This is a genomic window from Pseudomonas sp. St386, assembly GCF_018325865.1.
Taxonomy (GTDB): Bacteria; Pseudomonadota; Gammaproteobacteria; order Pseudomonadales; family Pseudomonadaceae; genus Aquipseudomonas; species Aquipseudomonas brassicacearum.
Window position 1 is genome coordinate 5,259,686 of record NZ_AP021900.1, and the last position, 26,966, is coordinate 5,286,651.

Annotated in this window: 27 protein-coding genes; 16 read left to right on the forward strand and 11 right to left on the reverse strand. The window is 61.1% G+C overall.

Annotation, left to right across the window (positions count from 1 at the left end; genetic code table 11):
- The first annotated feature begins 38 nt into the window (after nucleotides 1–38).
- The 3 genes from KI235_RS23255 to KI235_RS23265 all read left to right on the forward strand — a co-directional run bounded on the left by KI235_RS23255 (nucleotide 39) and on the right by KI235_RS23265 (nucleotide 1,755).
- Nucleotides 39–185, forward strand: coding sequence for a hypothetical protein (locus KI235_RS23255; RefSeq protein WP_212795322.1), 147 nt, complete (start codon nucleotides 39–41; stop codon nucleotides 183–185).
- A 37-nt stretch (nucleotides 186–222) separates the two neighbouring features.
- Nucleotides 223–453 (forward strand): hypothetical protein, encoded by a 231-nt coding sequence (locus KI235_RS23260; protein ID WP_003204855.1) that lies wholly within the window; start codon nucleotides 223–225, stop codon nucleotides 451–453.
- A gap of 102 nt (nucleotides 454–555) precedes the next feature.
- Nucleotides 556–1,755, forward strand: a complete 1,200-nt coding sequence (locus tag KI235_RS23265; protein WP_003204857.1) for an MFS transporter — start codon at nucleotides 556–558, stop codon at nucleotides 1,753–1,755.
- On the opposite strand, the gene arfB is transcribed toward KI235_RS23265, so the two are convergent.
- Together arfB and KI235_RS23275 are read right to left on the reverse strand one after the other, a co-directional pair.
- The gene (gene arfB, locus KI235_RS23270; protein ID WP_013694088.1) at nucleotides 1,752–2,165 is read right to left on the reverse strand and encodes an alternative ribosome rescue aminoacyl-tRNA hydrolase ArfB; all 414 of its coding nucleotides are present in this window, start codon (nucleotides 2,163–2,165) and stop codon (nucleotides 1,752–1,754) included. The two genes, KI235_RS23265 and arfB, sit on opposite strands and share 4 nt — an antisense overlap.
- A 278-nt stretch (nucleotides 2,166–2,443) precedes the next feature.
- Nucleotides 2,444–3,865, reverse strand: coding sequence for an amino acid permease (locus KI235_RS23275; RefSeq protein ID WP_038858465.1), 1,422 nt, complete (start codon nucleotides 3,863–3,865; stop codon nucleotides 2,444–2,446).
- A 657-nt stretch (nucleotides 3,866–4,522) separates the two neighbouring features.
- On the opposite strand from KI235_RS23275, the gene KI235_RS23280 reads away from it, so the two are divergent.
- Nucleotides 4,523–4,660, forward strand: coding sequence for a hypothetical protein (locus KI235_RS23280; protein WP_003178782.1), 138 nt, complete (start codon nucleotides 4,523–4,525; stop codon nucleotides 4,658–4,660).
- A 92-nt stretch (nucleotides 4,661–4,752) separates the two neighbouring features.
- The gene (locus KI235_RS23285; RefSeq protein WP_003204863.1) at nucleotides 4,753–5,718 is read left to right on the forward strand and encodes a hypothetical protein; all 966 of its coding nucleotides are present in this window, start codon (nucleotides 4,753–4,755) and stop codon (nucleotides 5,716–5,718) included.
- Between the two features lie 207 nt (nucleotides 5,719–5,925).
- On the opposite strand, the gene rluB is transcribed toward KI235_RS23285, so the two are convergent.
- The 5 genes from rluB to KI235_RS23310 form a co-directional block, all read right to left on the reverse strand.
- Nucleotides 5,926–7,161 carry a 23S rRNA pseudouridine(2605) synthase RluB gene (gene rluB, locus KI235_RS23290; protein ID WP_003204865.1) on the reverse strand — a complete coding sequence of 412 codons (1,236 nt, stop codon included), beginning with the start codon at nucleotides 7,159–7,161 and terminating at the stop codon, nucleotides 5,926–5,928.
- A 350-nt stretch (nucleotides 7,162–7,511) separates the two neighbouring features.
- The gene (scpB, locus tag KI235_RS23295) at nucleotides 7,512–8,471 is read right to left on the reverse strand and encodes an SMC-Scp complex subunit ScpB (protein ID WP_003204867.1); all 960 of its coding nucleotides are present in this window, start codon (nucleotides 8,469–8,471) and stop codon (nucleotides 7,512–7,514) included.
- Nucleotides 8,472–8,482: 11 nt separating this feature from the next.
- Nucleotides 8,483–9,181, reverse strand: coding sequence for a ScpA family protein (locus tag KI235_RS23300; RefSeq protein WP_165826070.1), 699 nt, complete (start codon nucleotides 9,179–9,181; stop codon nucleotides 8,483–8,485).
- A 132-nt stretch (nucleotides 9,182–9,313) separates the two neighbouring features.
- A complete protein-coding gene (locus KI235_RS23305) occupies nucleotides 9,314–9,943 on the reverse strand; it encodes an L-threonylcarbamoyladenylate synthase (RefSeq protein WP_003204870.1) in 630 nt (209 codons plus the stop codon).
- Nucleotides 9,944–9,956: 13 nt separating this feature from the next.
- Nucleotides 9,957–10,820 (reverse strand): PHP domain-containing protein, encoded by an 864-nt coding sequence (locus KI235_RS23310; RefSeq protein WP_212795323.1) that lies wholly within the window; start codon nucleotides 10,818–10,820, stop codon nucleotides 9,957–9,959.
- Between the two features lie 87 nt (nucleotides 10,821–10,907).
- Here KI235_RS23310 and KI235_RS23315 point away from each other — a divergent pair, with 87 nt between their 5' ends.
- From KI235_RS23315 to KI235_RS23340, 6 genes are all read left to right on the forward strand, one after another.
- The gene (locus KI235_RS23315; RefSeq protein ID WP_003204874.1) at nucleotides 10,908–11,504 is read left to right on the forward strand and encodes a septation protein A; all 597 of its coding nucleotides are present in this window, start codon (nucleotides 10,908–10,910) and stop codon (nucleotides 11,502–11,504) included.
- A gap of 1 nt (nucleotide 11,505) precedes the next feature.
- Nucleotides 11,506–11,805, forward strand: a complete 300-nt coding sequence (locus tag KI235_RS23320; protein ID WP_003204875.1) for a YciI family protein — start codon at nucleotides 11,506–11,508, stop codon at nucleotides 11,803–11,805.
- Between the two features lie 107 nt (nucleotides 11,806–11,912).
- Nucleotides 11,913–12,323 carry a translation initiation factor 2 gene (locus tag KI235_RS23325; RefSeq protein WP_028237363.1) on the forward strand — a complete coding sequence of 137 codons (411 nt, stop codon included), beginning with the start codon at nucleotides 11,913–11,915 and terminating at the stop codon, nucleotides 12,321–12,323.
- A 7-nt stretch (nucleotides 12,324–12,330) separates the two neighbouring features.
- On the forward strand, nucleotides 12,331–13,008 hold the full coding sequence (locus tag KI235_RS23330; protein ID WP_003204879.1) for a response regulator transcription factor: 678 nt from the start codon (nucleotides 12,331–12,333) through the stop codon (nucleotides 13,006–13,008).
- Nucleotides 13,009–13,260: 252 nt separating this feature from the next.
- Nucleotides 13,261–13,698 (forward strand): Spy/CpxP family protein refolding chaperone, encoded by a 438-nt coding sequence (locus KI235_RS23335; protein ID WP_027911855.1) that lies wholly within the window; start codon nucleotides 13,261–13,263, stop codon nucleotides 13,696–13,698.
- A gap of 65 nt (nucleotides 13,699–13,763) precedes the next feature.
- On the forward strand, nucleotides 13,764–15,104 hold the full coding sequence (locus KI235_RS23340; protein WP_003204884.1) for a HAMP domain-containing sensor histidine kinase: 1,341 nt from the start codon (nucleotides 13,764–13,766) through the stop codon (nucleotides 15,102–15,104).
- Nucleotides 15,105–15,224: 120 nt separating this feature from the next.
- Here the strand turns inward: KI235_RS23340 and KI235_RS23345 are convergent, their stop codons facing one another.
- Nucleotides 15,225–16,829 carry a hypothetical protein gene (locus KI235_RS23345; RefSeq protein WP_003204887.1) on the reverse strand — a complete coding sequence of 535 codons (1,605 nt, stop codon included), beginning with the start codon at nucleotides 16,827–16,829 and terminating at the stop codon, nucleotides 15,225–15,227.
- A 279-nt stretch (nucleotides 16,830–17,108) separates the two neighbouring features.
- Between KI235_RS23345 and KI235_RS23350 the strand changes: the two genes are divergently transcribed.
- The 5 genes from KI235_RS23350 to KI235_RS23370 all read left to right on the forward strand — a co-directional run bounded on the left by KI235_RS23350 (nucleotide 17,109) and on the right by KI235_RS23370 (nucleotide 25,073).
- Nucleotides 17,109–18,536, forward strand: a complete 1,428-nt coding sequence (locus KI235_RS23350; protein ID WP_212795324.1) for a di-heme oxidoredictase family protein — start codon at nucleotides 17,109–17,111, stop codon at nucleotides 18,534–18,536.
- Between the two features lie 28 nt (nucleotides 18,537–18,564).
- Nucleotides 18,565–19,629 carry an imelysin family protein gene (locus tag KI235_RS23355; protein ID WP_003204891.1) on the forward strand — a complete coding sequence of 355 codons (1,065 nt, stop codon included), beginning with the start codon at nucleotides 18,565–18,567 and terminating at the stop codon, nucleotides 19,627–19,629.
- A gap of 2 nt (nucleotides 19,630–19,631) precedes the next feature.
- Entirely contained in the window at nucleotides 19,632–20,729 is a 1,098-nt protein-coding gene (locus tag KI235_RS23360) for a DUF1513 domain-containing protein (protein ID WP_003204893.1), read from the forward strand.
- Nucleotides 20,730–20,884: 155 nt separating this feature from the next.
- On the forward strand, nucleotides 20,885–22,033 hold the full coding sequence (locus KI235_RS23365) for an efflux RND transporter periplasmic adaptor subunit (protein WP_003204895.1): 1,149 nt from the start codon (nucleotides 20,885–20,887) through the stop codon (nucleotides 22,031–22,033).
- Between the two features lie 13 nt (nucleotides 22,034–22,046).
- Nucleotides 22,047–25,073, forward strand: coding sequence for a multidrug efflux RND transporter permease subunit (locus KI235_RS23370; protein ID WP_003204898.1), 3,027 nt, complete (start codon nucleotides 22,047–22,049; stop codon nucleotides 25,071–25,073).
- A 196-nt stretch (nucleotides 25,074–25,269) separates the two neighbouring features.
- Here the strand turns inward: KI235_RS23370 and KI235_RS23375 are convergent, their stop codons facing one another.
- Genes KI235_RS23375 through KI235_RS23385 form a run of 3 tightly spaced genes read right to left on the reverse strand, consistent with a single transcriptional unit; the run spans nucleotide 25,270 to nucleotide 26,883 of the window.
- Nucleotides 25,270–25,497 (reverse strand): hypothetical protein, encoded by a 228-nt coding sequence (locus KI235_RS23375; RefSeq protein WP_013694093.1) that lies wholly within the window; start codon nucleotides 25,495–25,497, stop codon nucleotides 25,270–25,272.
- 2 nt (nucleotides 25,498–25,499) lie between these two features.
- Entirely contained in the window at nucleotides 25,500–26,210 is a 711-nt protein-coding gene (locus KI235_RS23380) for a lipopolysaccharide kinase InaA family protein (protein ID WP_212795325.1), read from the reverse strand.
- A 4-nt stretch (nucleotides 26,211–26,214) separates the two neighbouring features.
- Complete coding sequence (locus KI235_RS23385; RefSeq protein ID WP_003204905.1) at nucleotides 26,215–26,883, reverse strand: class I SAM-dependent methyltransferase; 669 nt, start codon at nucleotides 26,881–26,883, stop codon at nucleotides 26,215–26,217.
- Between the last annotated feature and the right edge of the window lie 83 nt (nucleotides 26,884–26,966).

Below are 26,966 nucleotides of genomic sequence, written 5' to 3' on the forward strand. Positions count from 1 at the left end.
CTACCAGATCTATCCACAGACTTTGCGAGGAGCGCGATATGCACGAGATCCCTAATCTCCCCTTCCCAAGCCTGCACGACACTGAGCAGACGACCACGCTACAAGCCGGGGGGCAAGCAGACGCCCAGCAACCCGAGCCTAAAAAAGAAGCCACTGAACGCCGCCAGGCCGACAGCGAAGACTGATTGACCCGCACCACCAGACCGTGTGGAAAGCGCTAAGATGCGCTTTCCACACTGCCTGAATCCCGAGCCCTCCATGACCGATGACACCCCTCCATTCAGCGAAGCCCAGGCCAGCGTGCTGATCGGCACTGCCGAAAAAATGGTCGAGATCTGGACCCGCCTTCCTGCCGAGAAACAAGCAGCCCTGCTGGCGCGCTTTGGCAGCGAAGAAAACGCCATCGCCGCACTGGTGACCACACGCCTGGTCAGCGGTGAGAACGGCAGCTGAACCACCATTGGGCAAATAGTTTTACTTTTCCCCGCCCTGACCCCACGGTCGCCGTTATCATAAGCAGCCTACCTATCCTGCTGCTCCGTGGACCTTTACCCCATGTCAGATTCCCAGCGCCCCCTGGCGGTCACGCTGCAAGTCGTTTCCATCGTCCTGTTCACATTCATCGGCTACCTGAATATCGGCATTCCCCTGGCCGTACTGCCCGGGTTCGTCCACGGCGAACTGGGCTTCGGCGCGGTGATCGCCGGGTTGGTGATCAGCGTGCAATACCTGGCCACTCTGCTCAGTCGTCCTTATGCAGGGCGAATCATCGATAACCTGGGAAGCAAGCGCGCGGTGATGTTCGGCCTCGCCGGCTGCGGGCTGAGTGGTGTGTTCATGCTGGTGTCTGCCTGGACGCCCCACCTGCCAACGTTCAGCCTGATCAGCCTGCTGATCGGTCGCCTGGTGCTCGGTAGCGCGGAAAGCCTGGTGGGCTCCGGTTCGATTGGCTGGGGCATCGGCCGGGTCGGCGCGGCGAATACCGCCAAGGTGATTTCCTGGAACGGTATCGCCAGTTACGGCGCGCTGGCGATAGGCGCACCGCTGGGGGTGTGGCTGGTCAATGCGCTGGGGCTATGGAGCATGGGCGTGAGCATTATCTTGCTCGGCTTGCTGGGGTTGGCATTGGCCTGGCGCAAAACCGCCGCGCCCATCGTCACTGGCGAACGCCTGCCGTTCATGCACGTGCTGGGGCGTGTGCTGCCACACGGCTGCGGCCTGGCCCTGGGTTCCATCGGGTTTGGCACCATCGCGACCTTCATCACCCTGTACTACGCCACCCAGCACTGGGACAACGCCGTGCTGTGCCTGAGCCTGTTCGGCGCCAGCTTCATCGGCGCCCGCCTGCTGTTCGGCAACCTGATCAACCGTCTGGGCGGCTTTCGTGTGGCGATTGCCTGCCTGTCGGTGGAAACCCTGGGCCTGTTGCTGTTGTGGCTCGCACCGGATGCCCACTGGGCCCTGGCGGGCGCGGCGTTGAGCGGCTTCGGCTTTTCCCTGGTGTTTCCGGCGCTGGGCGTGGAAGCGGTCAACCTGGTGCCGGCCTCCAGCCGCGGGGCGGCGGTGGGTGCTTATTCACTGTTCATTGATTTGTCGCTGGGGATCACCGGACCGCTGGCCGGTGCGATTGCCGCGGGCTTCGGCTTTGCCTCGATCTTTCTATTCGCCGCACTGGCGGCCCTGGGCGGGTTGGCATTGAGCGTCTACCTGTACCGACAGGCGCCGAGGCATCGCCAGGAACGGGAGAAAAGCTAGAAGTCCACCTTGCCGCGCCCGGCCTTGATCGAGCCGCGCTTGGTCTTGGATTCCAGGCGACGCTTTTTCGAACCCAGGGTCGGTTTGGTCGGACGGCGCTTCTTTTCGACCTTGGTGGCGCTGAGGATCAGTTCGGTCAGGCGCTCCAGGGCATCGGCCCGGTTCTGTTCCTGCGTACGGTATTGCTGGGCCTTGATGATCAATACACCATCGCTGGTAATGCGACTGTCGCGCAGGGCCAGCAGCCGCTCCTTGTAGAACTCGGGCAGCGACGAGGCCGGAATGTCGAAGCGCAAATGCACAGCGCTGGAGACCTTGTTGACGTTCTGCCCCCCTGCCCCTTGGGCGCGGATGGCCGTCAGCTCGATCTCGGCGTCCGGGATGTGCACGGTGTTGGAAATCGCCAGCATGGAAAGTATCCGGTATCAGGACCCACAGGATACTCGAAACCGCTGGAATGAGGCTTGTGAGAGCCTGGCCTGTGGAGACGTCTGTGGGAGTCTGGCCTGTGGAGAGGTCTGTGGGAGCAAGGCTTGCCCGCGATGAACGGTAATGCGGTTTATCGATAAATCGCGGTGACTGCATCGCGGGCAAGCCTTGCTCCCACAGGCCTTGTTCCCACAGATTTTGTACCTTCCTTGAACGACAAACCCGGCACTTGGCCGGGTTTGTTGTATTTCAGGCTTGCTTACTTGGTGGCAGCCGCCACAGCCAGTTCATGCCGGGCACTGCGCTTGTTCTTGATCACGTAGCACACCCACATGAACACCACCCACACCGGAATCGCATAGACCGATACCTGGATGCCGGGGATCAGCAACATCACGCCCAGGATGAACACCACGAACGCCAGGCAGATGTAGTTGCCGTACGGGTACCACAGCGCCTTGAACAGCGGCGTCTGGCGGGTCTGGTTCATGTGCTGGCGGAACTTGAAGTGCGAGTAGCTGATCATCGCCCAGTTGATCACCAGGGTCGCGACCACCAGCGACATCAGCAGCTCCAGCGCATGCTGCGGGATCAGGTAGTTCAACAGCACCGCCACCAGCGTGACAGCCGCCGACGCGAGGATCGAACGCACCGGCACGCCGCGCTTGTCGATCTTGGACAAGGCCTTGGGCGCATCGCCCTGCTCGGCCATGCCCAGCAACATGCGGCTGTTGCAATAGGTGCCGCTGTTGTACACCGACAGCGCGGCGGTGAGCACCACGAAGTTGAGGATATGCGCCGCAGTGTTGCTGCCCAGCATCGAGAACACCTGCACGAACGGGCTGCCGCTGTAGGCATCGCCGGAAGCGTTGAGCGTGGTCAGCAGGCTGTCCCAAGGGGTCAGGGACAACAGCACCACGAGCGCACCGATGTAGAAAATCAGGATCCGGTAGATCACCTGGTTGATGGCCTTGGGGATCACGGTTTTCGGTTTGTCGGCCTCAGCGGCGGTGAAACCGAGCATTTCCAGGCCACCGAAAGAGAACATGATGATCGCCATGGCCATCACCAGCCCGCTCACACCGTTGGGGAAGAACCCGCCGTGGGACCACAGGTTGGTCACCGACGCCTGCGGCCCGCCATGGCCACTGACCAGCAAATAGCTGCCCAGGGCAATCATGCCGACAATCGCCACGACCTTGATGATCGCGAACCAGAACTCGGCCTCGCCGAAGACTTTGACGTTGGCCAGGTTGATGGCGTTGATCAGGATGAAAAATGCCGCCGCCGAGACCCAGGTCGGAATGTCCGGGGCCCAGTAATGGATGTACTTGCCGACTGCAGTCAGTTCGGACATGCCTACCAGGATGTAGAGAATCCAGCAGTTCCAACCCGAGAGGAACCCGGCGAAACCGCCCCAGTACTTATGGGCAAAGTGGCTGAAGGAACCGGCCACCGGCTCTTCGACGATCATTTCACCCAACTGGCGCATGATCATGAAGGCGATGAAGCCGCAGATGGCGTAGCCAAGGATCATCGACGGGCCGGCTGATTTCAGCACCCCCGCCGAGCCGAGGAACAGGCCGGTGCCGATCGCACCACCGAGGGCGATCAGTTGAATGTGGCGATTTTTCAGGCCGCGCTTCAGCTCGCCCGAATGCGTATTTTCTACAACGGTCATGCGTCACCTATTTGTTTTTATCTGTGACGAAATCGAACCCGACACGCTTATGACGTGGCGGAGTGAACAAGGCGGATAACCTTGAAAATGCGTGGGTACGCTAAGGGTCACAGTAAAACGCCGCGCATTGTACACTGCGGCCCTCCTGCTGCCAGACACCACCGGATCAGCGTCTTACCCGCACTTCAGGTATGGCGCGCATCTGACCCTTCCCCTTGGCCTGAAACAAGCGCTGCGAAGTATCAGAAAACTCGTCAAACCGGGGCCCTCGGCAGCTTTTTCTTACAGCCATCCGAAACGCCGATAGAGGCCCGTTCACAAGGCAAAAATCGTCAGCATTCCTTTACGGTGCGTAACGCAAACTTTCCAAGCAGGAAATTTCCGGGGGCTGACTGCAAATTGACGGTAGGTAGCTACCTATTTAAAAAAACACCCAGGCGGCTGTTTTTGAATGACTAATGCCGTCGCTGAAAATGGAACAAAAAGTTCAAACAAAAAAAATAAAATTATTTTTTTGCAATCCAAAAATCCCTCGACTAGGTTTTCAGCGACTTGCCCAGGCATCGTGCCGACAAGTTCTGCGGTGCCGTTGCCGGCCTGTTTCCATTCGCCGAATCGAGCCGCTTATTTCCGTAAAAGTCATCTAGGAGATTCACTATGCAAGCACTGGACAAAGACTTGGAAACCGAACTGCAACTGGACGAATGGTTTGAAGCCCCAACCCATGAAGCCGCCGTTGAAATGATGCAGGCCGATGCCGTCGTTCCATTCGGCACGGCGATGTGGCCTCTGTAGGCACCGCCCGGCGGAGGCGATCCGGCCGGTCGACTCCGCCACTTTTGCCGGTTGTCAGGGACGTTTAATGAACTTGTCAGGGAAGAATAAGCATGGACACACAACGAGCCATCTCACATTTCCTTTACTACCTCGAACACCATCCCGCCCTGGCCGGCATCCAGCCCGCCAAGGTGTTGCTCGGCCATACCGCTGACTACGAAGCGCTGACCGGCGCCATCGCCGAACAGGCCGGCAGCGGCTCGCCCTTCCGGTTCAGCGCCATGCGCCTGGACCTTGAACCCACGGAACGCCTGTCCAAGGCCATTGCCGACAGCGATCTGTATATTTTCTTCTACGACTCCTCCACCCTGCCCAACCCTCGCCCCGACGGCCCGGACTTTGTCCGCGCACTGCAAGGCGTGATGGCCGACAACTGGAAGAAATCGCTGCTGTTCAAGGACTACGGCGACTACTTCTATGACACTTTCAGCGTGATTCCCCAGCGTATCGCCGGGCTCAACAGTCACCTGATCCGGCGCATGTCCCAGGCGACGACCCTGAGTTTCCAGGATGACCACGGTTCGTATTTCGACACCGCCCTGGGCGGCGTGAAGAAATGGACCGACATCAACGGCCTCGGCAACTACGATCTGGCCCCCGGCGAAATCGCTACTCACAGCGACACCATCAATGGCCGAGTGAATTTTGTCGGCACCTTCCTGAGCACCATCCCGTTCGCGCGCAAATACGGCGTCCTGCAATCGCCGCTGGAGCTGTGGATCGAAGACTCCACCATCCAGAAAATCGCCACCGAGGTGCCGGGTCTGGAGCACGACTTCAACAAATACCTGGACGCCAACCCGTCCAACCGCCGCATCGAGGAACTGGGGATCGGCACCAACGAAGGGGTCAAGAGCCTGTACGCCCGCAATGCCGGTTTCGAGGAGCGCCATTGCGGCCTGCACCTGGGGCTCGGCGGCGGGGCCAAGGGCAGCCATCACCTGGATCTGATTTTCGAGAAGGGGATGTTGGCGCTGGATAATGAGCCGATGTTTGATGGGCGGTTTGTGCTTTAGGTTGGGATTTCTGCAAGGCTGATGCCTCCATCGCGAGCAAGCTCGCTCCCACACTGGAACGGTGTCGAACACCTATCTCCATCCACCGAAGATCAACTGTGGGAGCGGGCTTGCTCGCGAAGGCGGACTCACCTGCGCCCCATCACTAAAGTCTGCTCAAAAAAAAGCCAACTCGAAAGTTGGCTTTTTTTCATGGGCGCTCGCCGATCACTCCGGCTTACGACGCCCAAACCCCGGACGCTGTCCCGAACCTGCCGGTGCACCACGGCGTTTACCCGATGGCGCATCGCGATCGGCCAGGACGATACCCGGGCGCTTTTTCGGCGCGGGCTTGGCCGGGCGCTTGGTGTCGGCCGGGCGATCGGCGACTGGCGTACCGCGGCCAGCCGGAGCACCGCGCCCTTCACCACGTTCAGTCCGACCGTTGGCCGGACGCGGCGTGCGTGGACCACGCTCACCGTCCTGACGCGGAGCAGGCTTGCGGGCCGGGCGTTCGCCTTCGATCTGCGGCTCGCGCGAAGGACGCGGACCGGTCGGTGCGCCTTCGGCAGCCGGACGCAGCGTACGCACGCGCTCGGTCTTGCCCATCGGGCGCGAGGATTTACGCTGCATCCGCTCCAGCTTGTCCTTGCTCTTGGCGGTCATCTGCGGCATTGCCACGGGCTTGAGGCCCACTTCGGCTGCCAGGATGTCGACTTCGTACTGGCTCATTTCGCGCCAGCGGCCCATCGGCAGGTCGGAATTGAGGAACACCGGACCGAAACGCACGCGCTTGAGGCGGCTGACCACCAGCCCCTGGGATTCCCACAGGCGACGTACTTCACGGTTACGACCTTCCATCACCACGCAGTGGTACCAGTGGTTGAAGCCTTCACCGCCGGGCGCCTGCTTGATGTCGGTGAAACGCGCCGGGCCGTCTTCCAGCACGACGCCGGCCTTGAGGCGCTCGATCATCTCGTCGTCGACTTCGCCACGCACACGCACGGCGTATTCGCGGTCCATCTCGTAGGACGGGTGCATCAAGCGGTTGGCCAGTTCACCGTCGGTGGTGAACATCAGCAAACCGGTGGTGTTGATGTCCAGGCGACCGATGTTGATCCAACGGCCTTCTTTGGGACGCGGCATCTTGTCGAACACGGTCGGACGGCCTTCCGGGTCGTCACGGGTGCAGATCTCGCCGTCGGGCTTGTTGTACATGATCACGCGACGCACCGTTTCGGCGGCCTCTTCGCGCTTGATCACCTTGCCATCGATGGTGATGGCGTCGTGCATGTCGACACGCAGGCCCAAGGTGGCATCTTTGCCATTGACCTTGATCCGGCCCTGGGTGATCCAGGCTTCCACGTCACGGCGCGAGCCGACGCCGATACGGGCGAGGACTTTTTGCAGCTTTTCGCCTGCTGGGCCGATTTCCTGGCTGTCGTTCTGGTCTTGGTCTTTCATTCTGGGCACCTCCCGGTGTGGTCGAGCCAGGCTTGGCCTGACGCTTTGAAAACGGGTCTTCGACGAAGGGATCGCCAAAGGGTCGCGAATCATACGCTCGTTAAGGCGATTGCGCATCAGAGACTAGCTGATCAACGCGCGCCCGGCGCTTTTTCCGCCGACCGGTGCGGCGCACGAATCATGTGGGAGCGAGCCTGCTCGCGATTGCCGGTGTTGACTGTCAGACCGCTATCGCGAGCAAGCTCGCTCCCACAGGGATTGGGATGCACCGGGTTCCTGTGACCGCCGCAGATCCACTGTGGGAGCGAGCTTGCTCGCGATAGCGGAGGTCCAATCACCAAAAAATCGGATCAGTCGTCGAACTGTCGCCGTTCGTTCTCGATCGCTTCGGCCAAGGCCCGGGCTTCGGCTTCTTCATCACTCAGTTCGGGTTCCGGCAGCTGGAGGGCGGCGACGGCGGCCAGCAGCTTTTCCCGGGCTTGGGCAACGCCGAGGATGTCTTCTTCCGGCTCCGGTTCCGCTTCTGGCTCTGGCTCTGGTTCCGCCTCGCTGTCAGGCTCCGGCAACTCATCTGTCTCGCTTTCTGGCCCCGGCCCCTCACGCAGCAGGTCGTCGAAATCGGTCTTCAAGCCCTCCTCCATGGTGTCCAGCTCCAGCAACAACGAGTGGAAACTGGTCTCTTCCTTCGGCTCCTCGGGCTCGGCACTGGCGTCGGCCAGTTCCTGCAGGCCCTGGGGCACCGGGGCGTCGTCGAACTCCAGCATAGGCTCGGGTTCCAGCTCCCGCAGTTCGGCCAGCGGCGGCAGGTCATCGAGGTTCTTCAGGTTGAAGTGATCGAGAAAGGCCTTGGTGGTGGCGAACATCGCCGGTTTGCCGGGCACATCGCGATAGCCAACGACACGGATCCACTCGCGCTCCAGCAACGTCTTGACGATATGGCTGTTGACCGCCACGCCACGCACATCTTCGATCTCGCCACGGGTGATCGGTTGGCGGTAGGCAATCAACGCCATGGTTTCGAGCATGGCGCGGGAATAGCGCTGCGGCCGCTCCTCCCACAAGCGCCCAACCCATGGCGCGAACTTCTCGCGGATCTGCAGGCGATAACCGGACGCCACTTCCTTGAGTTCGAAGGCCCGCCCCTCGCAGGATTTGCCCAACAGCGTCAGGGCCTTCTTGAATACGGCCGGCTCAGGTCGCTCGCCTTCTTCAAAGAGTTCGAACAGGCGCTCCATCGATTGCGGCTTTCCCGAGGCCAACAGGAAAGCTTCAAGCAAGGGGGCCAGCTCGCGGGGTTCAGTCAGATTCATTGATTTGCTCGTTATTCGGCTCGTGCCCGCACGTGGATCGCTGCGAACGGCTCATTCTGCACCAGCTCGACCAAGGATTCCTTGACCAATTCCAGGACCGCCATAAACGTCACGACGACACCCAAGCGCCCCTCCTCGGCGGTGAACAGCTCGACGAACGGCACGAAGCCGCCGCCCTTGAGCCGCTCCAGCACATCGCTCATGCGCTCGCGGGTGGACAGCGCTTCGCGGCTGACCTGGTGACTTTCAAACATATCGCCCCGGCGCAGGACCTCGGCCATGGACATCAGCAACTCTTCCAGGCTCACATCCGGCAGCAACTTGCGCGCCCGCGCCTCGGGGGCATCGAGCTTGGGCACCACCACATCGCGCCCGACCCGGTTCAATCCATCGAGGCCTTCGGCTGCGACCTTGAAGCGTTCGTACTCCTGCAAGCGGCGGATCAGCTCGGCCCGCGGGTCGTCTTCTTCCGCTTCGACCTCTGCCGAGCGCGGCAGCAGCATCCGCGACTTGATCTCGGCCAGCATGGCCGCCATCACCAGGTACTCGGCCGCCAGTTCCAGGCGCACCGACTGCATCAACTCGACGTAGCCCATGTACTGGCGGGTGATTTCCGCCACCGGGATGTCGAGGATGTTGATGTTCTGTTTGCGGATCAGGTACAGCAGCAGGTCAAGCGGGCCCTCGAAGGCCTCGAGGAACACTTCCAGCGCATCTGGCGGAATGTACAGGTCCAGAGGCATTTCCATGACCGCCTGGCCATAGACCATGGCGAACGGCAGCTCCTGCTGCGCGCCGGCCTGGCTGTCTGTACGGTCCACGGCGGTTTCCACGGCGGACATTCAGGCCTCGACCATGAACGGCGTCGGATCGCCACAACCGACACGCACCACCTGGGGCTCGCCATCGGCCAGGTTGATCACCGTGGACGCCGACATGCCGCCGAAACCGCCGTCGATGATCAGGTCCACCTGATGCTCGAGGATCTGGCGCATTTCATAGGGATCGGTCAACGGCTCGCTCTCGCCGGGCATGATCAGCGTCACGCTCATCAGCGGCTCACCCAGTTCCGCCAGCAGCGCCAGGGCAATGGGATGGCTCGGCACCCGCAGGCCGATGGTGCGTTTTTTCGGGTGCAGCAACAGCCGCGGGACTTCCCGCGTGGCATTGAGAATAAAGGTGTATGGCCCCGGCAAATGCGCCTTGAGCAGGCGGAAGGTGCCGGTGTCGATCTTGGCGAACAGGCCCAACTGCGACAGGTCGCTGCAGATGAGCGCGAAGTTGTGCTTGTCGTCCAGTTGACGCAGGCGTCGTACCCGCTCCACGGCATTCTTGTCGCCGATCTGGCAACCGATGGCGTAGGACGAGTCGGTGGGATAGACCACCACGCCACCGCCACGAATGATTTCCACGGCCTGTTTGATCAGGCGCGCTTGCGGGTTTTCCGGATGAATCTGGAAAAATTGACTCACGTGTTCTACCTGTTCAGACGGCGGCGGTAACGGGATCATGTTTGAATCTACACCATAGTGGTGGCAGATCTTCCGGCAACGGGCGGTATTCGCCAATCTCGGACCAGCCCCCAGGGCCATGGAAATCACTGCCGGCGGTGACCAGCAGGCCGAACTCACGGGCCAGTATCGCCAGGCTGCCGACCTGCTCGGCAGGCTGATGGCCGTTGACCACCTCAATGGCATGGCCCCCCGCTTGAATATAGTCGGCGACCAGGCGACGGCGCTTGCTGCGAGTGAAGTCATAATGCCATGGATGTGCCAGGCTGACCCATGCGCCAGCGGCCCGCAGGGTCTCGACGGTTTCTTCCAGCGTCGGCCAGTGCTGCTTGACGTCCCCCAGCTTGCCGGCCCCCAGCCATTTGCGAAACGCTTCGGCGCGGTCCTTGACGAACCCTTCGCGCACCATCCAGTCGGCAAAATGTGGGCGGGCCGGTGCGTTGCCGCTGTCGCCCAGTTCCTGCTGGATCTGCCGGGCGCCGTCCAGCGCACCGGGCATGCCCTTGAGGGCCAGCTTGCGGCTGATCTCTTCGGAACGCAGCCAGCGCCCGTCGCGCAGCTGTGCGATGGCCTGGACCAAAGCGGGCGCATTCACATCGAAACCATAGCCCAGCACATGAATGGTCGCCCCGCCCCAGGTACACGACAACTCGACCCCATTGACCAGCTGCATGCCCAGCGCCGTGGCGGCGCTGCGGGCCTCGTCGAGGCCCTCGAGGGTGTCGTGATCGGTCAGGGCCAGGACTCGCACGCCGTGCTCGAACGCCCGCGCCACCACAACCGCAGGCGCCAGGGCGCCATCGGAGGCCGTGCTATGGCAGTGCAAATCAACATTCACGAGAGTTTGTTACCTCAAATCAGCTGGCCCTATCGCGGCCAAGGATGTTTGTTATTATGCCGCCACATCCTGCTTCTGGCTGCCACTGTGAAACAATTCATCGACTTCATCCCGCTCCTGCTGTTTTTCATCGTCTACAAACTTGATCCCCGGGCCGTCGACTTCGCCGGTCATTCCTTGACTGTAGGCGGTATTTACAGCGCCACCGCAGTGCTGATCATCAGCTCCCTGGTGGTCTACGGCGCACTCTTCGTGTCCCAGCGCAAGCTGGAGAAGAGCCAGTGGCTGACCCTGATCGCCTGCCTCGTGTTCGGCAGCCTGACCCTGGCCTTCCACAGCGAAACCTTCCTCAAATGGAAGGCCCCGGTGGTCAACTGGCTGTTCGCCCTGGCCTTCATAGGCAGCCACTTCATCGGTGACCGCTTGCTGATCAAGCGCATCATGGGCCATGCCATCAACCTGCCGGAACTGATCTGGACCCGGTTGAACATCGCCTGGATCGCCTTCTTCCTGTTCTGCGGTGCCGCCAACCTGTTCGTTGCGTTCACGTTCCAGGAGTACTGGGTCGACTTCAAGGTCTTCGGTAGCCTGGGCATGACGCTGTTGTTCCTGATTGGCCAGGGTATCTACCTGTCCCGTCATCTGCATGATGCCGACCCCACCACGCCAAAAACCGAGGACTGACATGCTCTACGCAATCATTGCTACCGACGTCGCCAACTCCCTGGAAAAACGCCAGGCCGCTCGTCCCGCGCACCTGGAGCGCCTGCAAAAACTCCAGAACGAAGGCCGCGTAGTGCTGGCCGGCCCGCACCCGGCGGTGGACAGCAACGACCCGGGCGCCGCAGGTTTCAGCGGCAGCCTGATGGTGGTCGAATTCGACTCCCTGTCCGCTGCGCAGCAATGGGCCGAGGCCGACCCGTTCGTTGCGGCCGGCGTCTATGCCAATGTCGTGGTCAAGCCATTCAAGCAAGTCATGCCGTAAATGCCCCTGGCGCGATGAGCCTTCACGGCTCATTGCCCCCAGTTGCTCATCTTTCTCATTTGCCTGCCGACAACCTGTCTAATCTCGATTGGAATTCAGGAGTTGCAATGCGCAAAGGTCCGTTGTGCCTGTTATTGGTCACGTTGGCGATCGGGGCTCCCGCCCATGGCGAGGAGAGCACCGAGGGCAGTCATTCGACGCCTTTGTCCCTGAGTGCCGGCGGCCAGATCGCCGAACTGCAGCAACGCTTGAAAGACAGCGAACGCCAGCGCGAAGAACTGAGCAAGCAATTGCAAAGCGCCGACACCGAGCGCGAGAGCGCATTGCTGGGCCGGTTGCGCCAGGAGAACCAACGCCTGAAGCTGCAACTCAAGGAAGCCCAGGCCAGCCCCCTGCCACGCCTGTTGACCGATCAACAGCAATGGTTTGTCATCGGTGCCGGGGTAGCGCTATTGGCCCTGCTGTGCGGTATCTTTGCCAGCGGTGGACGTAGACAACGTCGGCAATGGCTAAATTGAGTGAGTCATGAGCGAGCTGTTACTGATAGACGATGACCAGGAGCTGTGCGAGCTCCTTGTAAGCTGGTTGAGCCAGGAAGGTTTTCAGGTCCGGGCCTGTCACGATGGCCAAAGTGCCCGCAAGGCTCTGGCCGAAACCGCCCCGGCAGCCGTGGTACTGGACGTGATGCTGCCCGACGGCAGTGGCCTGGAACTGCTCAAGCAATTGCGCAGCGATCACCCGGAGCTGCCGGTGCTGATGCTGTCGGCCCGGGGTGAACCGCTGGACCGTATCCTCGGCCTGGAACTGGGCGCCGATGACTACCTGGCCAAGCCCTGCGACCCACGTGAACTGACCGCCCGCCTGCGCGCCGTGCTGCGCCGCAGCCACCCGACGGCCGTGTCCAGCCAGATCGAACTGGGTGACCTGACTTTCAGCCCGGTGCGCGGCGTGGTCAGCATCGATGAACAGGAACAAACCCTCACCGTTTCCGAAAGCCGCCTGCTCGAAGCGTTGCTCAAGCAGCCGGGCGAGCCGCTGGACAAGCAGGAACTGGCGCAGATCGCCCTGGGCCGCAAGCTGACCCTGTACGACCGCAGCCTCGACATGCACGTGAGCAACCTGCGCAAGAAAATCGGCCCCCACCCCGACGGCCGCCCGCGCATCGTGGCGCTGCGTAGCCGTGGTTACTACTACAGCCTCTGAACACTGCGCCGCGGGGCTGTGGGAGCAAAGCTTGCTCGCGATGCAGGCGCCTGGGTTCCCTCGGAGACCGCGTTATCTTCATCGCGGGCAAGCCTAGCTCCCACAGGGCTTTGTGTCCGGCCCTGCAGATTTGTCAGGTCCGCACCAAACCGTCTTTACCCAAGCTTTACCCACCCCTGACCGCCGCTGACCTTGATCTCCGTAATCTGCACTCATCCGGAACTGACCGGGAACGAGACAAGGAGACACACCATGCGCAAGACCCTTATCGCTCTGATGTTCGCTGCTGCCCTGCCGACCGTCGCCATGGCCATGCCTGGAGACGCCGGCCCGATGGGTCCGATGGATGGCCCGCGCCACGGCGGCATGATGCATGACAAAGGTCCCTTCAGCGACCTGGACCTGAGCCGCGAACAGCGCCAGCAGATTCGCCGGATCATGGGCGAACAGCGCCACGAACAACGCGAACTGGTAGACAAGTACCTGGCCAAGCTGTCGCCAGCCGACCAGAAAGCCATGCAGGACGAAATGGAGGCCCGGCATCAGAAGGTCGATGCCCAGATCCGCGGGCTGTTGAAGCCTGAGCAGCAGAAAGAGTTCGACGCGATCCAGAAGAAACAGGCCGAGCGTCGCGCCGAGTGGGCTGAGTTCAAGGCCTGGAAAGCGCAACAGCCGCAAAAAGCGCAATAATGCATTGACACCCCCAGCCCAACGGCAAATCGCCGTTGGGCTTTCTTTGTTTTCGAGGATTTACCGTGCGTTCATTGTTCTGGCGCATCCTGGCCAGTTTCTGGCTGGCCATCGCCCTGGTTGCAGGGCTTTCGATCCTGATGGGCCACATGCTCAATCAGGACGCCTGGATCCTCAGCCGCCACCCGGGTCTCAATACCCTGCCCGAAGAGTGGACGCAAACCTACGAAAGCCAGGGCGAGGACGCCGCCCAGGACATCCTGCAACAGCGCAAGCGCCAGTATCACATCGACGTCCAGGTGTTCAACGAAAGCGGCGACCCGGTGGTGCGCGGCACCTTCCCCCATCGCGCCGCGGCCTTCGAAGCTCGGCAGAACAACAACGAGCGACGCCTGCCCTGGCGGCGACTGACCGACGAATTCACCAGCGCCAAAACCGGTGACACGTATCTGTTCATTTACCGCATTCCCCATCCCGAACTGGATGCCTGGCACCGCGACAGCCTGCTCTGGCCCCTCAGTGCGCTGGGGATCGCGCTGGTGGTGCTGACGTTGTTCAGCCTGTTGGTGACGCTTTCCATCACCCGTCCGCTGAGTCGCCTGCGTGGTGCGGTGCATGACCTGGGCCAGGCCGCCTATCAGCAGAACAGCCTCGCCAAGCTGGCCAACCGGCGGGATGAGTTCGGCGTACTGGCCACTGATTTCAACCGCATGGGCGCGCGCCTGCAAAGCTTGATCACCAGCCAGCGACAACTACTGCGCGACGTGTCCCACGAATTGCGCTCGCCCCTGGCCCGGCTGCGCATCGCCTTGGCATTGGCTGAACGGGCCAGCCCCGAGGAACGTGAAAGGCTCTGGCCACGCCTGACCCGCGAATGCGATCGCCTGGAAGCGCTGATCAGTGAAATCCTGGTGCTGGCCCGGGTCGATGCCGACAACGCCAGCGCCGAAGAGGTGGAACTCAACGGCTTGCTGGTTACCCTGCAAAAAGATGCGCAACTGGCCTCACCGGAACAAACCGTGCAGCTCGAAACCGAGGCGGACCTGACCCTCAAGGGCTGGCCGACCATGATCGAGCGAGCAGTGGACAACCTGCTGCGCAACGCCCAGCGCTTCAATCCGGCCGGGCAACCCATCGAGATGCGCGCGGCGCGCCAGGGCGACCGGATCCTGATCAGCGTGCGCGACCACGGGCCGGGCGTGGAGGCCGAACACCTGGGGCAATTGGGCGAGCCGTTCTACCGTGCGCCAGGCCAGACCGCCGCCGGCCATGGCCTGGGCCTGGCCATCGCACGCCGCGCCGCCGAACGCCATGGCGGCACGCTGGTGCTGGGCAATCATCCTGGCGGCGGGTTCATCGCAACGCTGGAGCTGCCGTTGGTGCCGGGGGCTGTCGTCCAGCCTTAACCCCCCGTGGCAAGGGAGATTGCTTGCTCCCGCTCGGCTGCGCAGCAGCCGCAAACTGGCTGGCAGGGTTTACCTGTTGCACAGCGTTGCCAGTCTCGTCGCATCAATGCCAAGGAAAGGTCATACCTCTTTGATCATCCATCCCCTTGCATAGTCGCTATCCTGGGACAGTAGCTCTCGGAGTCCTGTCTTGGGGTTGATTGTATAAACAGTCCTTTCACCAGGACCTTGGTCCGAAGTCCATGCACGCGAGTCACCCAAACCTGGGTCGCCGTCATGGATGGTTCGAAGTGCTCCCCAAGTCACCAGGTCAGGGATGCCCCCTCCGGCGGTCCACGCAGCCCCCGAGCAATTCCAATATGTCTGCCAATCATTGTCTTTGCCTAAGTCAAACAGCAGCCAAACCTTGGAAGTAATGACTCGGTAAGACACGCGTGCACCCATTTGATCTCCAACGGTTATCGTAGCGGTCCCTGAGCGCTTCGATACAACCCGCGGTTCTGATGATGAAAAAAGCTCTGCCACCTCTGGGTCGCTGGAAGTATAGATATAGGGAGGCACACCTCCCGACGGTATCCGCTCTACGAACGCCCCTACTGGCGGACGATCAGGAAACTTATCGGCTCTAAACATTAACTGGTCGAGAATGGCGTCGCTGGTATCGATGCTTAGGGGTTCAGGCATCACGGTCAGGGTGCGTACGTTCGAATATATGTTCGTAGGGTGGTAGAGCGACTTTGCATACAGGCGGCGAGCACCGACCGGGACGGTAATTTCTTTGGTCCATAGGCCAGTTGTCGCATCGGTAAGCGCTTTGCCCTTAGGGACGGCACTGGCTCCGCTGCCGTCGTAGACCTCGATTTCCTTGCCATTACTTGCCTGACCCGACAGCGCCAAGGTGGTGCTGGTTGTTTCGCCTCTGTCAGGAATCTCCTGGCCGGTGGAATCCTTGACATTGGTAAGAGTAGGAGCAATCAGCACGCGGTCCAAATGGATATCCAAGTACTTGATCGACGACTGGTTGGAGTTGCCCAACTGGTCAGTCACCGTGAACTGGAGCGCTGTATTGGGGTTGTCCCCTGCCTGTCTGAATGTGTCGGTAAACAGCGTATGCGTCACCGGTCTGGAGGCATCAAATCCGTCAACTGGAACGGTCACATCGCCCACTAAAAACCTGATGCTGTCGTAATCTCGCGGATTGGAATAGGTAAAACCAAACGCCACACCCTGCGCCGCCCGCTCGGCGCTGACCCCATCACGGAGCACATCCGACGGGATCACCAGATCCAGGCCTTGGGGCGCCGGCTCACCCGGTGCCCGTAAGTGATAAAGCACGTGCAGGTCCCTGGATGATTCACCGTTTTGACTGGGACGGGTTACCTTGTAATGCAACCGGTTGATGCCATGCAACAACCGCCCATGGGGCACATACAACTCCATGCGCAGCTGTTCTTCTCCGGGCCCTACATCTTTGCCAGCCACCGGAAAGGGATCGTCATTGACGTATAAATCAGCTCGATCATCCACAGCCATTGTCCAGGAACGTCGCTGGAGTTCGCTCCACGGGTCGATCAGACATCTCAGCCCTCTGGGCTGATCGTCGTAAAGGCTCTTGGGGATACCGCCATCCGCAATGCCGGCCGGTTTAACTGGCGTCACCCACCCCATGATGATCACGGGAATCAGATCGAATAGTTCGTTCAAGGCAGGGGATTGAATGTCCATGACGGTTCCTGACAAACGGAGGGCGCGCGGCTTTTCGGCATGGAGCCATGAGACTTCAGGTAGGGGACGCTGGCTACTGTCAGGATTGACAGGTCAGAGCCGATCGCCGACGAACGGTTAGGGAGAGAATGACTGGACGCTGGAGCCAAGCCTTAGAAAAGCAGCCTGGTAATCTGGATAAGGTGCTGCTCAAAAACCAAACGATAATCCCTCTTATTCAAACCGCCCCGCCCTGTTAGACTTTGCGCCCTCGTTTTCACTCATCTCCCAGGACGCCCGATGCCGTCGTTGCCTCTTCGTTTATGTGCGCTGTTCATGGCCCTGGGCCTGAGCGCCTGCGATGATGCCCCGCGTTTTACCCAGGCCGAACCGGGTGAAGCCCGTTCCGGTGGCGCCGCGACGGTACGCAAGACGGATCAGAACGCCTTTTCCCTGCCCTCGGCCAACCTGTCGCCCTCGCGGCGTGTGGATTTCAGCGTCGGCAACAGTTTCTTCCGCAGCCCCTGGGTGATTGCCCCCTCGACCACCACTGCCCGCGACGGCCTCGGGCCCTTGTTCAACACCAACGCCTGCCAGAACTGCCACATCAAGGACGGTCGCGGCCACCCGCCAACGCCGGACGCGACCAGCGCGGTATCGATGCTGGTGCGCCTGTCGATCCCCGACGCGCCGCCTTACGCCAAGGTCATCGAGCAACTCGGGGTGGTACCGGAACCGGTTTACGGTGGGCAATTGCAGGACATGTCCGTGCCCGGCGTCGCTCCGGAAGGCAAGGTGCGGGTCGATTACACGCCGGTTCCGCTACGCTTCCAGGACGGCACCATCGTGGAACTGCGCAAGCCGGACCTGCAGATCACCCAACTGGCCTATGGACCGATGCACCCGGACACGCGTTTTTCCGCCCGCGTCGCCCCGCCGATGATCGGCCTGGGGCTGCTCGAGGCCATCCCCGACGAAGCCATCCTGGCGAACGCCGAAGCCCAGGCCCGGGAGAAAAACGGCATCGCCGGGCGTCCCAACCAGGTTTGGAACGATACCCAGCAAAAAACCGTCCTGGGACGGTTCGGCTGGAAGGCCGGACAGCCCAACCTCAACCAGCAGAACGTCCACGCGTTCTCCGGCGACATGGGCCTGACCACAAGCCTGCGGCCCTTCGACGATTGCACCCAGACCCAGGTCGACTGCAAGCGCGCGCCCAGCGGAAATGGCCCCGATGGCGAACCGGAAGTCAGCGACAACATCCTGCGACTGGTGCTGTTCTATAGCCGCAACCTCGCCGTACCGGCCCGGCGCGAGGTGAATTCGCCCCAGGTGCTGGCGGGCAAGAATCTGTTTTTCCAGGCCGGTTGCCAGTCTTGCCACACACCGAAATACACCACCGCCGCCAACGCTGCCGAACCGGAGTTGGCGAACCAGGTCATCCGCCCCTACACCGACCTGCTGTTGCACGACATGGGCGAAGGCCTGGCGGACAACCGCAGCGAATTCAAGGCCAGCGGCCGTGACTGGCGAACCCCGCCGCTGTGGGGCATCGGCCTGACCGAAACCGTCAACGGCCACACCCAGTTCCTGCATGACGGTCGGGCCCGCAACCTGCTCGAAGCCGTGCTGTGGCATGGCGGCGAAGCACAAGCGGCGCAGCGCCAGGTTTTAGCGTTCAATGCCGAGCAGCGCGCTGCGTTGCTGGCCTTCCTGAATTCCCTTTAAACGCCTTTTCCAGAAGTGGGAGCACGACATGTTCCGTCCCAAGCTGTTGTTCACCAGCCTCGCCGCCATCGCCCTCGGTGCCTGTTCGCCCCAGGACCCGCAAGCGGTCACCTCGGCCGCCATCGCCAAGCAAGTGATCCTGCCGACCTACAGCCGCTGGGTCGATGCCGACCGGCAACTGGCGACCAGCGCCCTGGCGTTCTGCCAAGGCAAGGAAAACCTGGAAACCGCCCGCGCCGATTTCCTCAAGGCGCAAAAAGCCTGGGCCGAGCTGCAACCGCTGCTGATCGGTCCGCTGGCCGAGGGCAACCGCGCCTGGCAGGTGCAGTTCTGGCCGGACAAGAAAAACCTGGTGGGCCGTCAGGTCGAGCAATTGGTCAACAGCGAGCCACAGATCGACGCCGCCGGCCTGGCCAAGTCCAGCGTCGTGGTCCAGGGCCTCTCGGCCTATGAATACCTGCTGTTCGACGCCAAGATCGACATGGCCGACAGCGCGCAAAAAGCCAAGTATTGCCCGCTGCTCACCGCCATCGGCGAACGCCAGAAACAACTGGCCGAAGAGATCCTGTCGCGCTGGAACACCAACGACGGCATGCTCGCCCAGATGAGCAAATTCCCCAACCAGCGCTACGCCGATTCCCACGAGGCCATCGCTGACCTGCTGCGTGTCCAGGTCACCGCCCTGGACACGCTGAAGAAAAAACTCGGCACTCCGATGGGCCGCCAGAGCAAAGGCGTGCCACAGCCGTTCCAGGCCGATGCCTGGCGCAGCCAGTCGTCGTTGCAAGGCCTGGAGGCCAGCCTGAGTGCGGCCAGGACCGTCTGGGCAGGCGTGGACAACAAGGGCCTGCGCGGTCTGTTGCCAAGCGACCAGAAGCCACTGGCCGACAAGATCGATGCCGCCTACGATGCCTCCTTGAAGTTGTTCGCCAGCAGCCAGCGCTCGTTGACCGAAATGCTCAACGACGATGCCGGGCGCCAGCAACTCAACGATTTGTATGACAGCCTCAACGTCGTCCATCGCCTGCACGAAGGCGAACTGGCCAAGGCGCTGGGCATTCAACTGGGCTTCAATGCCAACGACGGTGACTGATCATGTTTCGACGTCAGGTTCTGGCACTGGGCAGCTTGCTGCTCGGCGCCGTCACCCTGGGCGGCTGGACGCTGTTCAAGCAAAAGGACAAGCACCCACTCTTGCTTTCGGCACGGGACGATGGCGACGGCAAGCACTACGCCGTTGGCTATCGACTGGACGGCACCCGGGTGTTCGCCACCCAGGTAGGCCAGCGTTGCCATGACATCATCAATCATCCGACGCAGCCGATTGCGCTGTTCGTCGCCCGTCGTCCAGGTACCGAAAGCTACCTGATCGACCTGCGCGACGGGACGCTGCTGCAAACCATCACTTCGTTGCCGAACCGGCATTTCTACGGCCATGCGGTGATCCACAAAAGCGGCGAATGGCTGTATGCCACCGAGAACGACACCACCGACCCGGGACGCGGCCTGTTGGGCGTGTACCGTTTCGAAGGCGAGCGACTGGTGCACAGCGGTGAGATGTCCACCCATGGTATCGGGCCGCACCAGGTGTCATGGATGCCTGATGGCGAAACGCTGGTGGTGGCCAATGGCGGCATTCGCACCGAGGCCGAAAGCCGGGTCGAAATGAACCTCGACGCCATGGAGCCAAGCCTGGTGCTGATGCAACGCGATGGCACCCTGCTGAGCAAGGAAACCCTCGCCCAGTCAATGAACAGCGTGCGCCACTTGGGCGTCGCCAGCGACGGCACCATCGTCTCCGGCCAGCAGTTCATGGGTGCTGCCCACGAGTCTTCGGAACTGCTGGCGATCAAGCGGCCGGGCCAGCCTTTCCAGGCGTTCCCGGTGCCCGAAGAGCAATTGCAGGCCATGGGGCACTACACCGCCAGCGTCGCCGTGCACAGCGACCTGCGCCTGGTGGCCCTGACCGCTCCTCGCGGCAACCGTTTCTTCATCTGGGACCTGGACAGTGGCGAAGTACGCCTGGATGCGCCGCTGCCGGACTGTGCCGGCGTGGGTGCGGTGGCCGACGGGTTTGTCGTGACGTCGGGCCAAGGGCGTTGCCGCTATTATGATTGCCGACAGACACAACTGGTTGCAAAACCACTGGATCTGCCGGCAGGGCTCTGGGACAACCATTTGCATCTGGCCTGAGCCAGGGAGCGAAGCACCTCGGTGCCGAGCTCCCTGATTTTTCGGAAAAATCCCACGCATCACCGACCCGCCAACATCTGGAATAGCCCGCACACTCAGAGTAATGTGCCCGCCTATCTGTATTTTCTCTCAGCTCTTTTCCAAGGAAGTGGAACATGCTGCGACGCCGCATGCTGATCATGTTGGGTGTTGTCCTGCTGGTGGTGCTGTTGCTCGCCGGCTACAAGGCCTTCTCCGTCTACCAGCAGATCCAGATGTTTTCTGCACCCAAACCGCCGGTCAGCGTGGCCGTGGCCACGGCAGCCCAGCAACCCTGGCAAGCTCGCCTGCCCACCGTTGGCAGCCTCAAGGCGCTGCAAGGCGTGGACCTGAGCCTGGAAATCGCCGGGACCGTGCAGAAGGTGCAATTCCAGTCGGGGCAGAAGGTCAAGGCCGGCCAGCCGCTCCTGCAACTGGACAGTGAAGTCGAAAGCGCCCTGCTGGAAACCGCCGAGGCCGACCTTGGCCTGGCACAACTGGATTTCGGTCGCGGCCGACAACTGGTGGGCAGCCAGGCGATCTCCAAGGGTGAATTCGACCGGCTCTCGGCGCAACTGAAGAAGAACCAGGCCACGGTCAACCAGCTCAAGGCTTCGCTGGCCAAAAAACAGATTCTGGCGCCATTCAGCGGCACCATCGGCATTCGCCAGGTGGACGTTGGCGACTACCTGGCCAGCGGCACGATGATCGCCACCCTGCAGGACCTCAGCAGCCTTTACGTGGACTTCTACATCCCTGAGCAAACCGTGCCCAGGCTCGCCGTTGCCCAGTCGGTCAACGTCAGTGTCTCGGCCTACCCCGGGCAAAACTTCGTCGCCACCATCAGCGCGATCAACCCCAAGGTCGAGGACAGCACCCGCAACGTGCTGGTGCGTGCCACCTTGGCCAACCCCGACGGCAAGCTGCTGCCCGGCATGTTCGCCAACCTGCAGGTGATCCTGCCGGACGTGGCCGCCGGAATCGTCGTGCCGGAAAGCGCCGTGACCTACACCCTCTATGGCAACTCCATGTACGTGGTGAGCCAGAAGAAAACCGCCGACGGCAATGTCGAGAAAGACGACAAGGGCCAGCCGGTCCTGATCGCTGAACGGCGTTCCGTAGAAACCGGCGAGCGACGCGACGGGCAGGTGCTGGTTACCAAAGGCGTGCAGCGCGGCGAGCAAGTCGTGATCGCCGGCCAGCTCAAACTCGACAACGGCACGCCGATCGCCATCAGCGACGACAAGACCCTGACCGAACAGAACAGCCCACCGCGCGTGGACTGATCAAGGAACCCCCATGGCTTTTACCGATCCATTCATCCGCCGTCCGGTGCTCGCCACCGTGGTCAGCCTGTTGATCGTGCTGCTGGGCTTCCAGGCCTGGAGCAAATTACCCCTGCGTCAGTATCCACAAATGGAGAACGCCCTGATCACGGTGACCACCGCCTACCCCGGGGCGAACGCCGAAACCATCCAGGGCTACATTACCCAGCCGATGCAGCAGAGCCTGGCCAGTGCCGAGGGCATCGATTACATGACCTCGGTCAGCCGCCAGAATTTCTCGGTGATTTCGGTCTATGCCCGCATCGGCTCCAACAGCGATCGGCTCTTTACCGAACTGCTGGCCAAGGCCAACGAGGTCAAGAACCAGCTGCCCCAGGATGCCGAGGACCCAGTCCTCAGCCGCGAGGCCGCCGATGCCTCGGCACTGATGTACATCAGCTTCTTCAGCAAGGAACTGAACAACCCGCAGATCACCGACTACCTGTCACGGGTGATCCAGCCCAAACTGGCGACCCTGCCAGGCATGGCTGAGGCGGAGATCCTCGGCAACCAGGTCTTCGCCATGCGCCTGTGGCTGGACCCGGTCAAACTCGCCGGCTTCGGTCTGACTGCCGCCGACGTGACCAATGCCGTGCGCCAGCACAACTTCCTCTCCGCCGCCGGTGAAGTGAAAGGCGAGTATGTGGTCACCAGCATCAACGCCAACACCGAACTCAAGTCCGCCGAGGCCTTCGGCGCGATCCCGCTCAAGACCGACGGCGACAGCCGCGTGTTGCTACGGGACGTGGCCCGCGTGGAAATGGGCGCCGAGAACTACGACTCCATCAGTTCCTTTGGTGGCACGCCCTCGGTGTACATCGGGATCAAGGCCACACCCGGTGCGAACCCGCTGGATGTGATCAAGGAAGTGCGCAAGATCATGCCGGACGTGGAGGCCCAGCTCCCGGCCAACCTCAAGGCCGAGATCGCCTACGACGCCACCCTGTTCATCCAGGCCTCCATCGACGAAGTGGTGAAAACCCTGTTCGAGGCGGTGCTGATCGTCATTGTCGTGGTGTTTCTGTTCCTCGGTGCCCTGCGTTCGGTGATCATTCCGGTGGTGACCATTCCGCTGTCGATGATCGGCGTGATGTTCTTCATGCAGTTGATGGGCTACTCGATGAACCTCCTGACCCTGCTGGCCATGGTGCTCGCCATCGGTCTGGTGGTGGACGACGCCATCGTGGTGGTGGAGAACATCCACCGGCACATCGAGGAAGGCAAGACCCCACTCGACGCCGCGATAGAAGGCGCCCGGGAAATCGCCATGCCGGTGGTCTCGATGACCATCACCCTGGCGGCGGTGTACGCGCCGATCGGCCTGCTCCAGGGCCTGACGGGCGCTTTGTTCAAGGAGTTCGCATTGACCCTGGCCGGGGCGGTGGTGATCTCCGGCATCGTCGCCCTGACCTTGTCACCGATGATGTGCGCCATGCTGCTGCGCCACGATGAGAACCCCTCGGGCCTGGCCCATAGGCTGGACATGGTTTTCGAGCGCTTGAAGAGCCGTTACCAGCGCATGCTTCACGGCACGCTCAACACCCGGCCGGTGGTACTGGTGTTCGCCGTGATCGTCCTGCTGCTGATCCCGGTGCTGATCATGTTCACCAAGTCCGAACTGGCCCCCGACGAGGACCAGGGCATCATCTTCATGATGGCCAGCGCCCCGCAGCCAACCAACCTCGACTACCTGAACACGTACACCGATCACTTCATTACCATCTTCAAGGAGTTCCCGGAGTACTACTCCTCGTTCCAGATCAACGGCTACAACGGCGTACAGTCGGGTATCGGCGGCTTCCTGCTCAAGCCCTGGAACGAACGCAGCCGAACCCAGATGGAAATCCTGCCAGAGGTCCAGGCCAAGCTGGAAAGCGTGCCTGGCTTGCAGATCTTCGGTTTCAACCTGCCCTCGCTGCCGGGCACCGGTGAAGGCTTGCCATTTGCGTTCGTCATCAACTCGCCGAAGGATTATGCGACGCTGCTGGAGATCGCCGACCGGGTCAAAAAGCGCGCATTGGAATCCGGTAAGTTCGCCTTCATGGACATTGACCTGGCGTTCGACAAGCCCGAAGTCGTGGTGGATATCGATCGCGCCAAGGCCGCCCAGATGGGCGTTTCGATGCAGGACCTGGGCGGTACCCTGGCGACACTGCTGGGTGAAGCCGAGATCAACCGCTTCACGCTCGAGGGACGCAGCTACAAGGTCATTGCCCAGGTCGAACGCCCCTTCCGGGACAACCCGGACTGGTTGAACAATTACTACGTGAAAAATGCCAAGGGTGAATCACTCCCGCTCTCGACCCTGATCAAGGTCAGCGACCGGGCGCGACCGCGACAACTGAACCAGTTCCAGCAGCTCAATGCGGTGACCATTTCGGGCTTTCCCATCGTGAGCATGGGCGAGGCGATCGAGACCGTCCGCCAGATCGCCCGGGAGGAAGCCCCGGTGGGGTTCGCCTTCGATTACGCCGGGGCTTCGCGCCAATTCGTACAGGAAGGCAGCGCGTTGTGGGTGACCTTTGCCCTGGCACTGGCGATCATCTTCCTGGTACTGGCCGCGCAGTTCGAAAGCTTCCGGGACCCGCTGGTGATCCTGGTGACCGTGCCGCTGTCGATTTGCGGCGCCTTGATTCCGCTGTTCCTCGGCTGGTCGAGCATGAACATCTACACCCAGGTGGGCCTGGTGACGCTGATTGGACTGATCAGCAAACACGGGATCCTGATTGTCGAATTCGCCAACCAGTTGCGCAGGGAACAGAACCTGACACCGCGCGAAGCCGTGGAACAAGCCGCGTCGACTCGTCTGCGACCGGTACTGATGACCACCGCAGCAATGGTGTTCGGCATGGTGCCGCTCATCTTCGCCACAGGCGCCGGGGCGGTGAGCCGCTTCGACATTGGCACGGTGATCGCCACCGGGATGTCGATTGGTACCTTGTTCACGCTGTTCGTGTTGCCTTGCGTCTACACGCTGCTGGCCAAGCCGGACAAGGCCTGAAGTGAACACCTGTGGCGAGGGATACTGTGGGAGCAAGGCTTGCCCGCGATGAAGGTGATGCGGTCTTCCAGGAATCGGGGCGACTGTTTCGCGAGCAAGCTTTGCTCCCACAAAATCCCCTCGCCACAATGGTTTTTCTGCAGTCAAAAAATAAAGGCCTCGCACAAGCGAGGCCTTTATTTTGGCTTCATGTCTCTCAACTTTGCGGCCTCATCCCCTGGGACAGGCTGAACATGAACAGCAGCAGGTCATTGTCCGGTCGTATCGTCTCGCTGACCTTTGCCACGCGCGGCAAAGGACAATGCGCATCAGCATTGGAAGCACTGAGGATCTGCGAGCGTGGCTGTTCCCACACAGCCACCGCCATCGATGCAACTGCCAGGGCTCCGACTAAAAACAAACCTCTAGCAATTTCTAATTTCATCGCTATAAACCTTTGATAGCGCTGCCAAACGCCGCCTCGTAAAAGTAGACGAGTTTTTTCCAGTCAGCGTCGCTAAACGACGAGTGGCGCCGCAACTGCTTCAGGTCATGGGATGCCGCACGGTGGGCGGTCAGACGCTGGCGACACTTCTCAAAATCGAGCAAAGCCACTTCAGCCTTGGCCGCCTCGCCCTCTCCGGTCACGCGCACAAAGACATGCTTGATGTAGATACAGCCATGTTGCCAGCGCCCCATGTGCATGCGCGCCAGACTTTCAGCCAGACCCAGGAGGATTTGATCGTGCACCGCTTCGCCATGGCGCTCGCGGCCACCTGCGGCATACCAGTGCTCGATCTCTTCAAAGCCTTCCAGCGCCTGGGTCACCAGCAGCGCACGCCACTTGTGAACCGGGTCCCGCTGGGCGCCACAGAAAATGAGCTGGGGGACGCGAACACCCAATCGGGTCAACGCCAGGAGTGCGTCTTGCTCGCGCAGCACAGTCGGTCGACCGAACGGGTGCAACCAACTGCGATAAATATGTCCGGTCTGACGCTTGGCATAAAGCAGCTTGCCGTCCTTGCTCTTGATCCGTTGCACGCCGCTTTCACCGCCGCGACGCACATTGGGTTCTTCCACCCACTCACCCTGCTGACTCCAGAAATGTTCGAAGTCGTCGTGAAGAATCGTTGATGGTTCTGCTGCCTGTACACCCATGCCTTTACCTCTTGCGTAATACATAAACTCGCCACATGGCATAGAGCGGTAGAAAATCCAGTCGTTCCTGAATACGAAACCCTGCCTGCCGAAACTCCTCCTCTACTGTAGCAACCGGTAACACAAATCGATTCTGGTAGTCTTTTTGCCCACGAGTGCGCTCCTGGCGCTTGCGTTTCCAGGCCTTGAAATTGCCATCAACCCATAACGAAACGATCACGCTGTCGCGGCTGACACGCTGGAATTCCCTAAGAATCGCCAGTCGATGCGCGGGTTCACCGATGTGGTGCAACAGGCGCATGCAAAAAATGCTATCGACGGCGTTATCAGGCAAGGCGATGTCGAACGCAGAAGTCTGCAAGGGTTGTACCCGTTTCACCACATCGGCCGGTTGAGCCTCCATTGCGGTCTTGAGCATGGCCTCGGAATTGTCCGCGCCGATGATGACCCGGTTCGGTTTTTCGGCCAACAAGGACCAGAATCGCCCGGCACCGCACGGCAAATCCAATACCAGGCCTGGATCACCCACGAGTGCCAATGCGCGGCGGGCCAGTTGCTGGTCTCTTAGGTTGGAAAGACGGCGACTCAAGCTGCCTCGATGCTTATGAAAATACTTCTTGGCGTGCTGCTCGTCGTATTTCTCGGAAAAATCGAGTTTGATAGGGTCGGGCATTGATGGGGGCCTCCATGTCTGAATAGCCCCCACCTTATGAATTGATATGTCAGGGTCAGGTCGTCACTTTGTGAAAAGTTTGT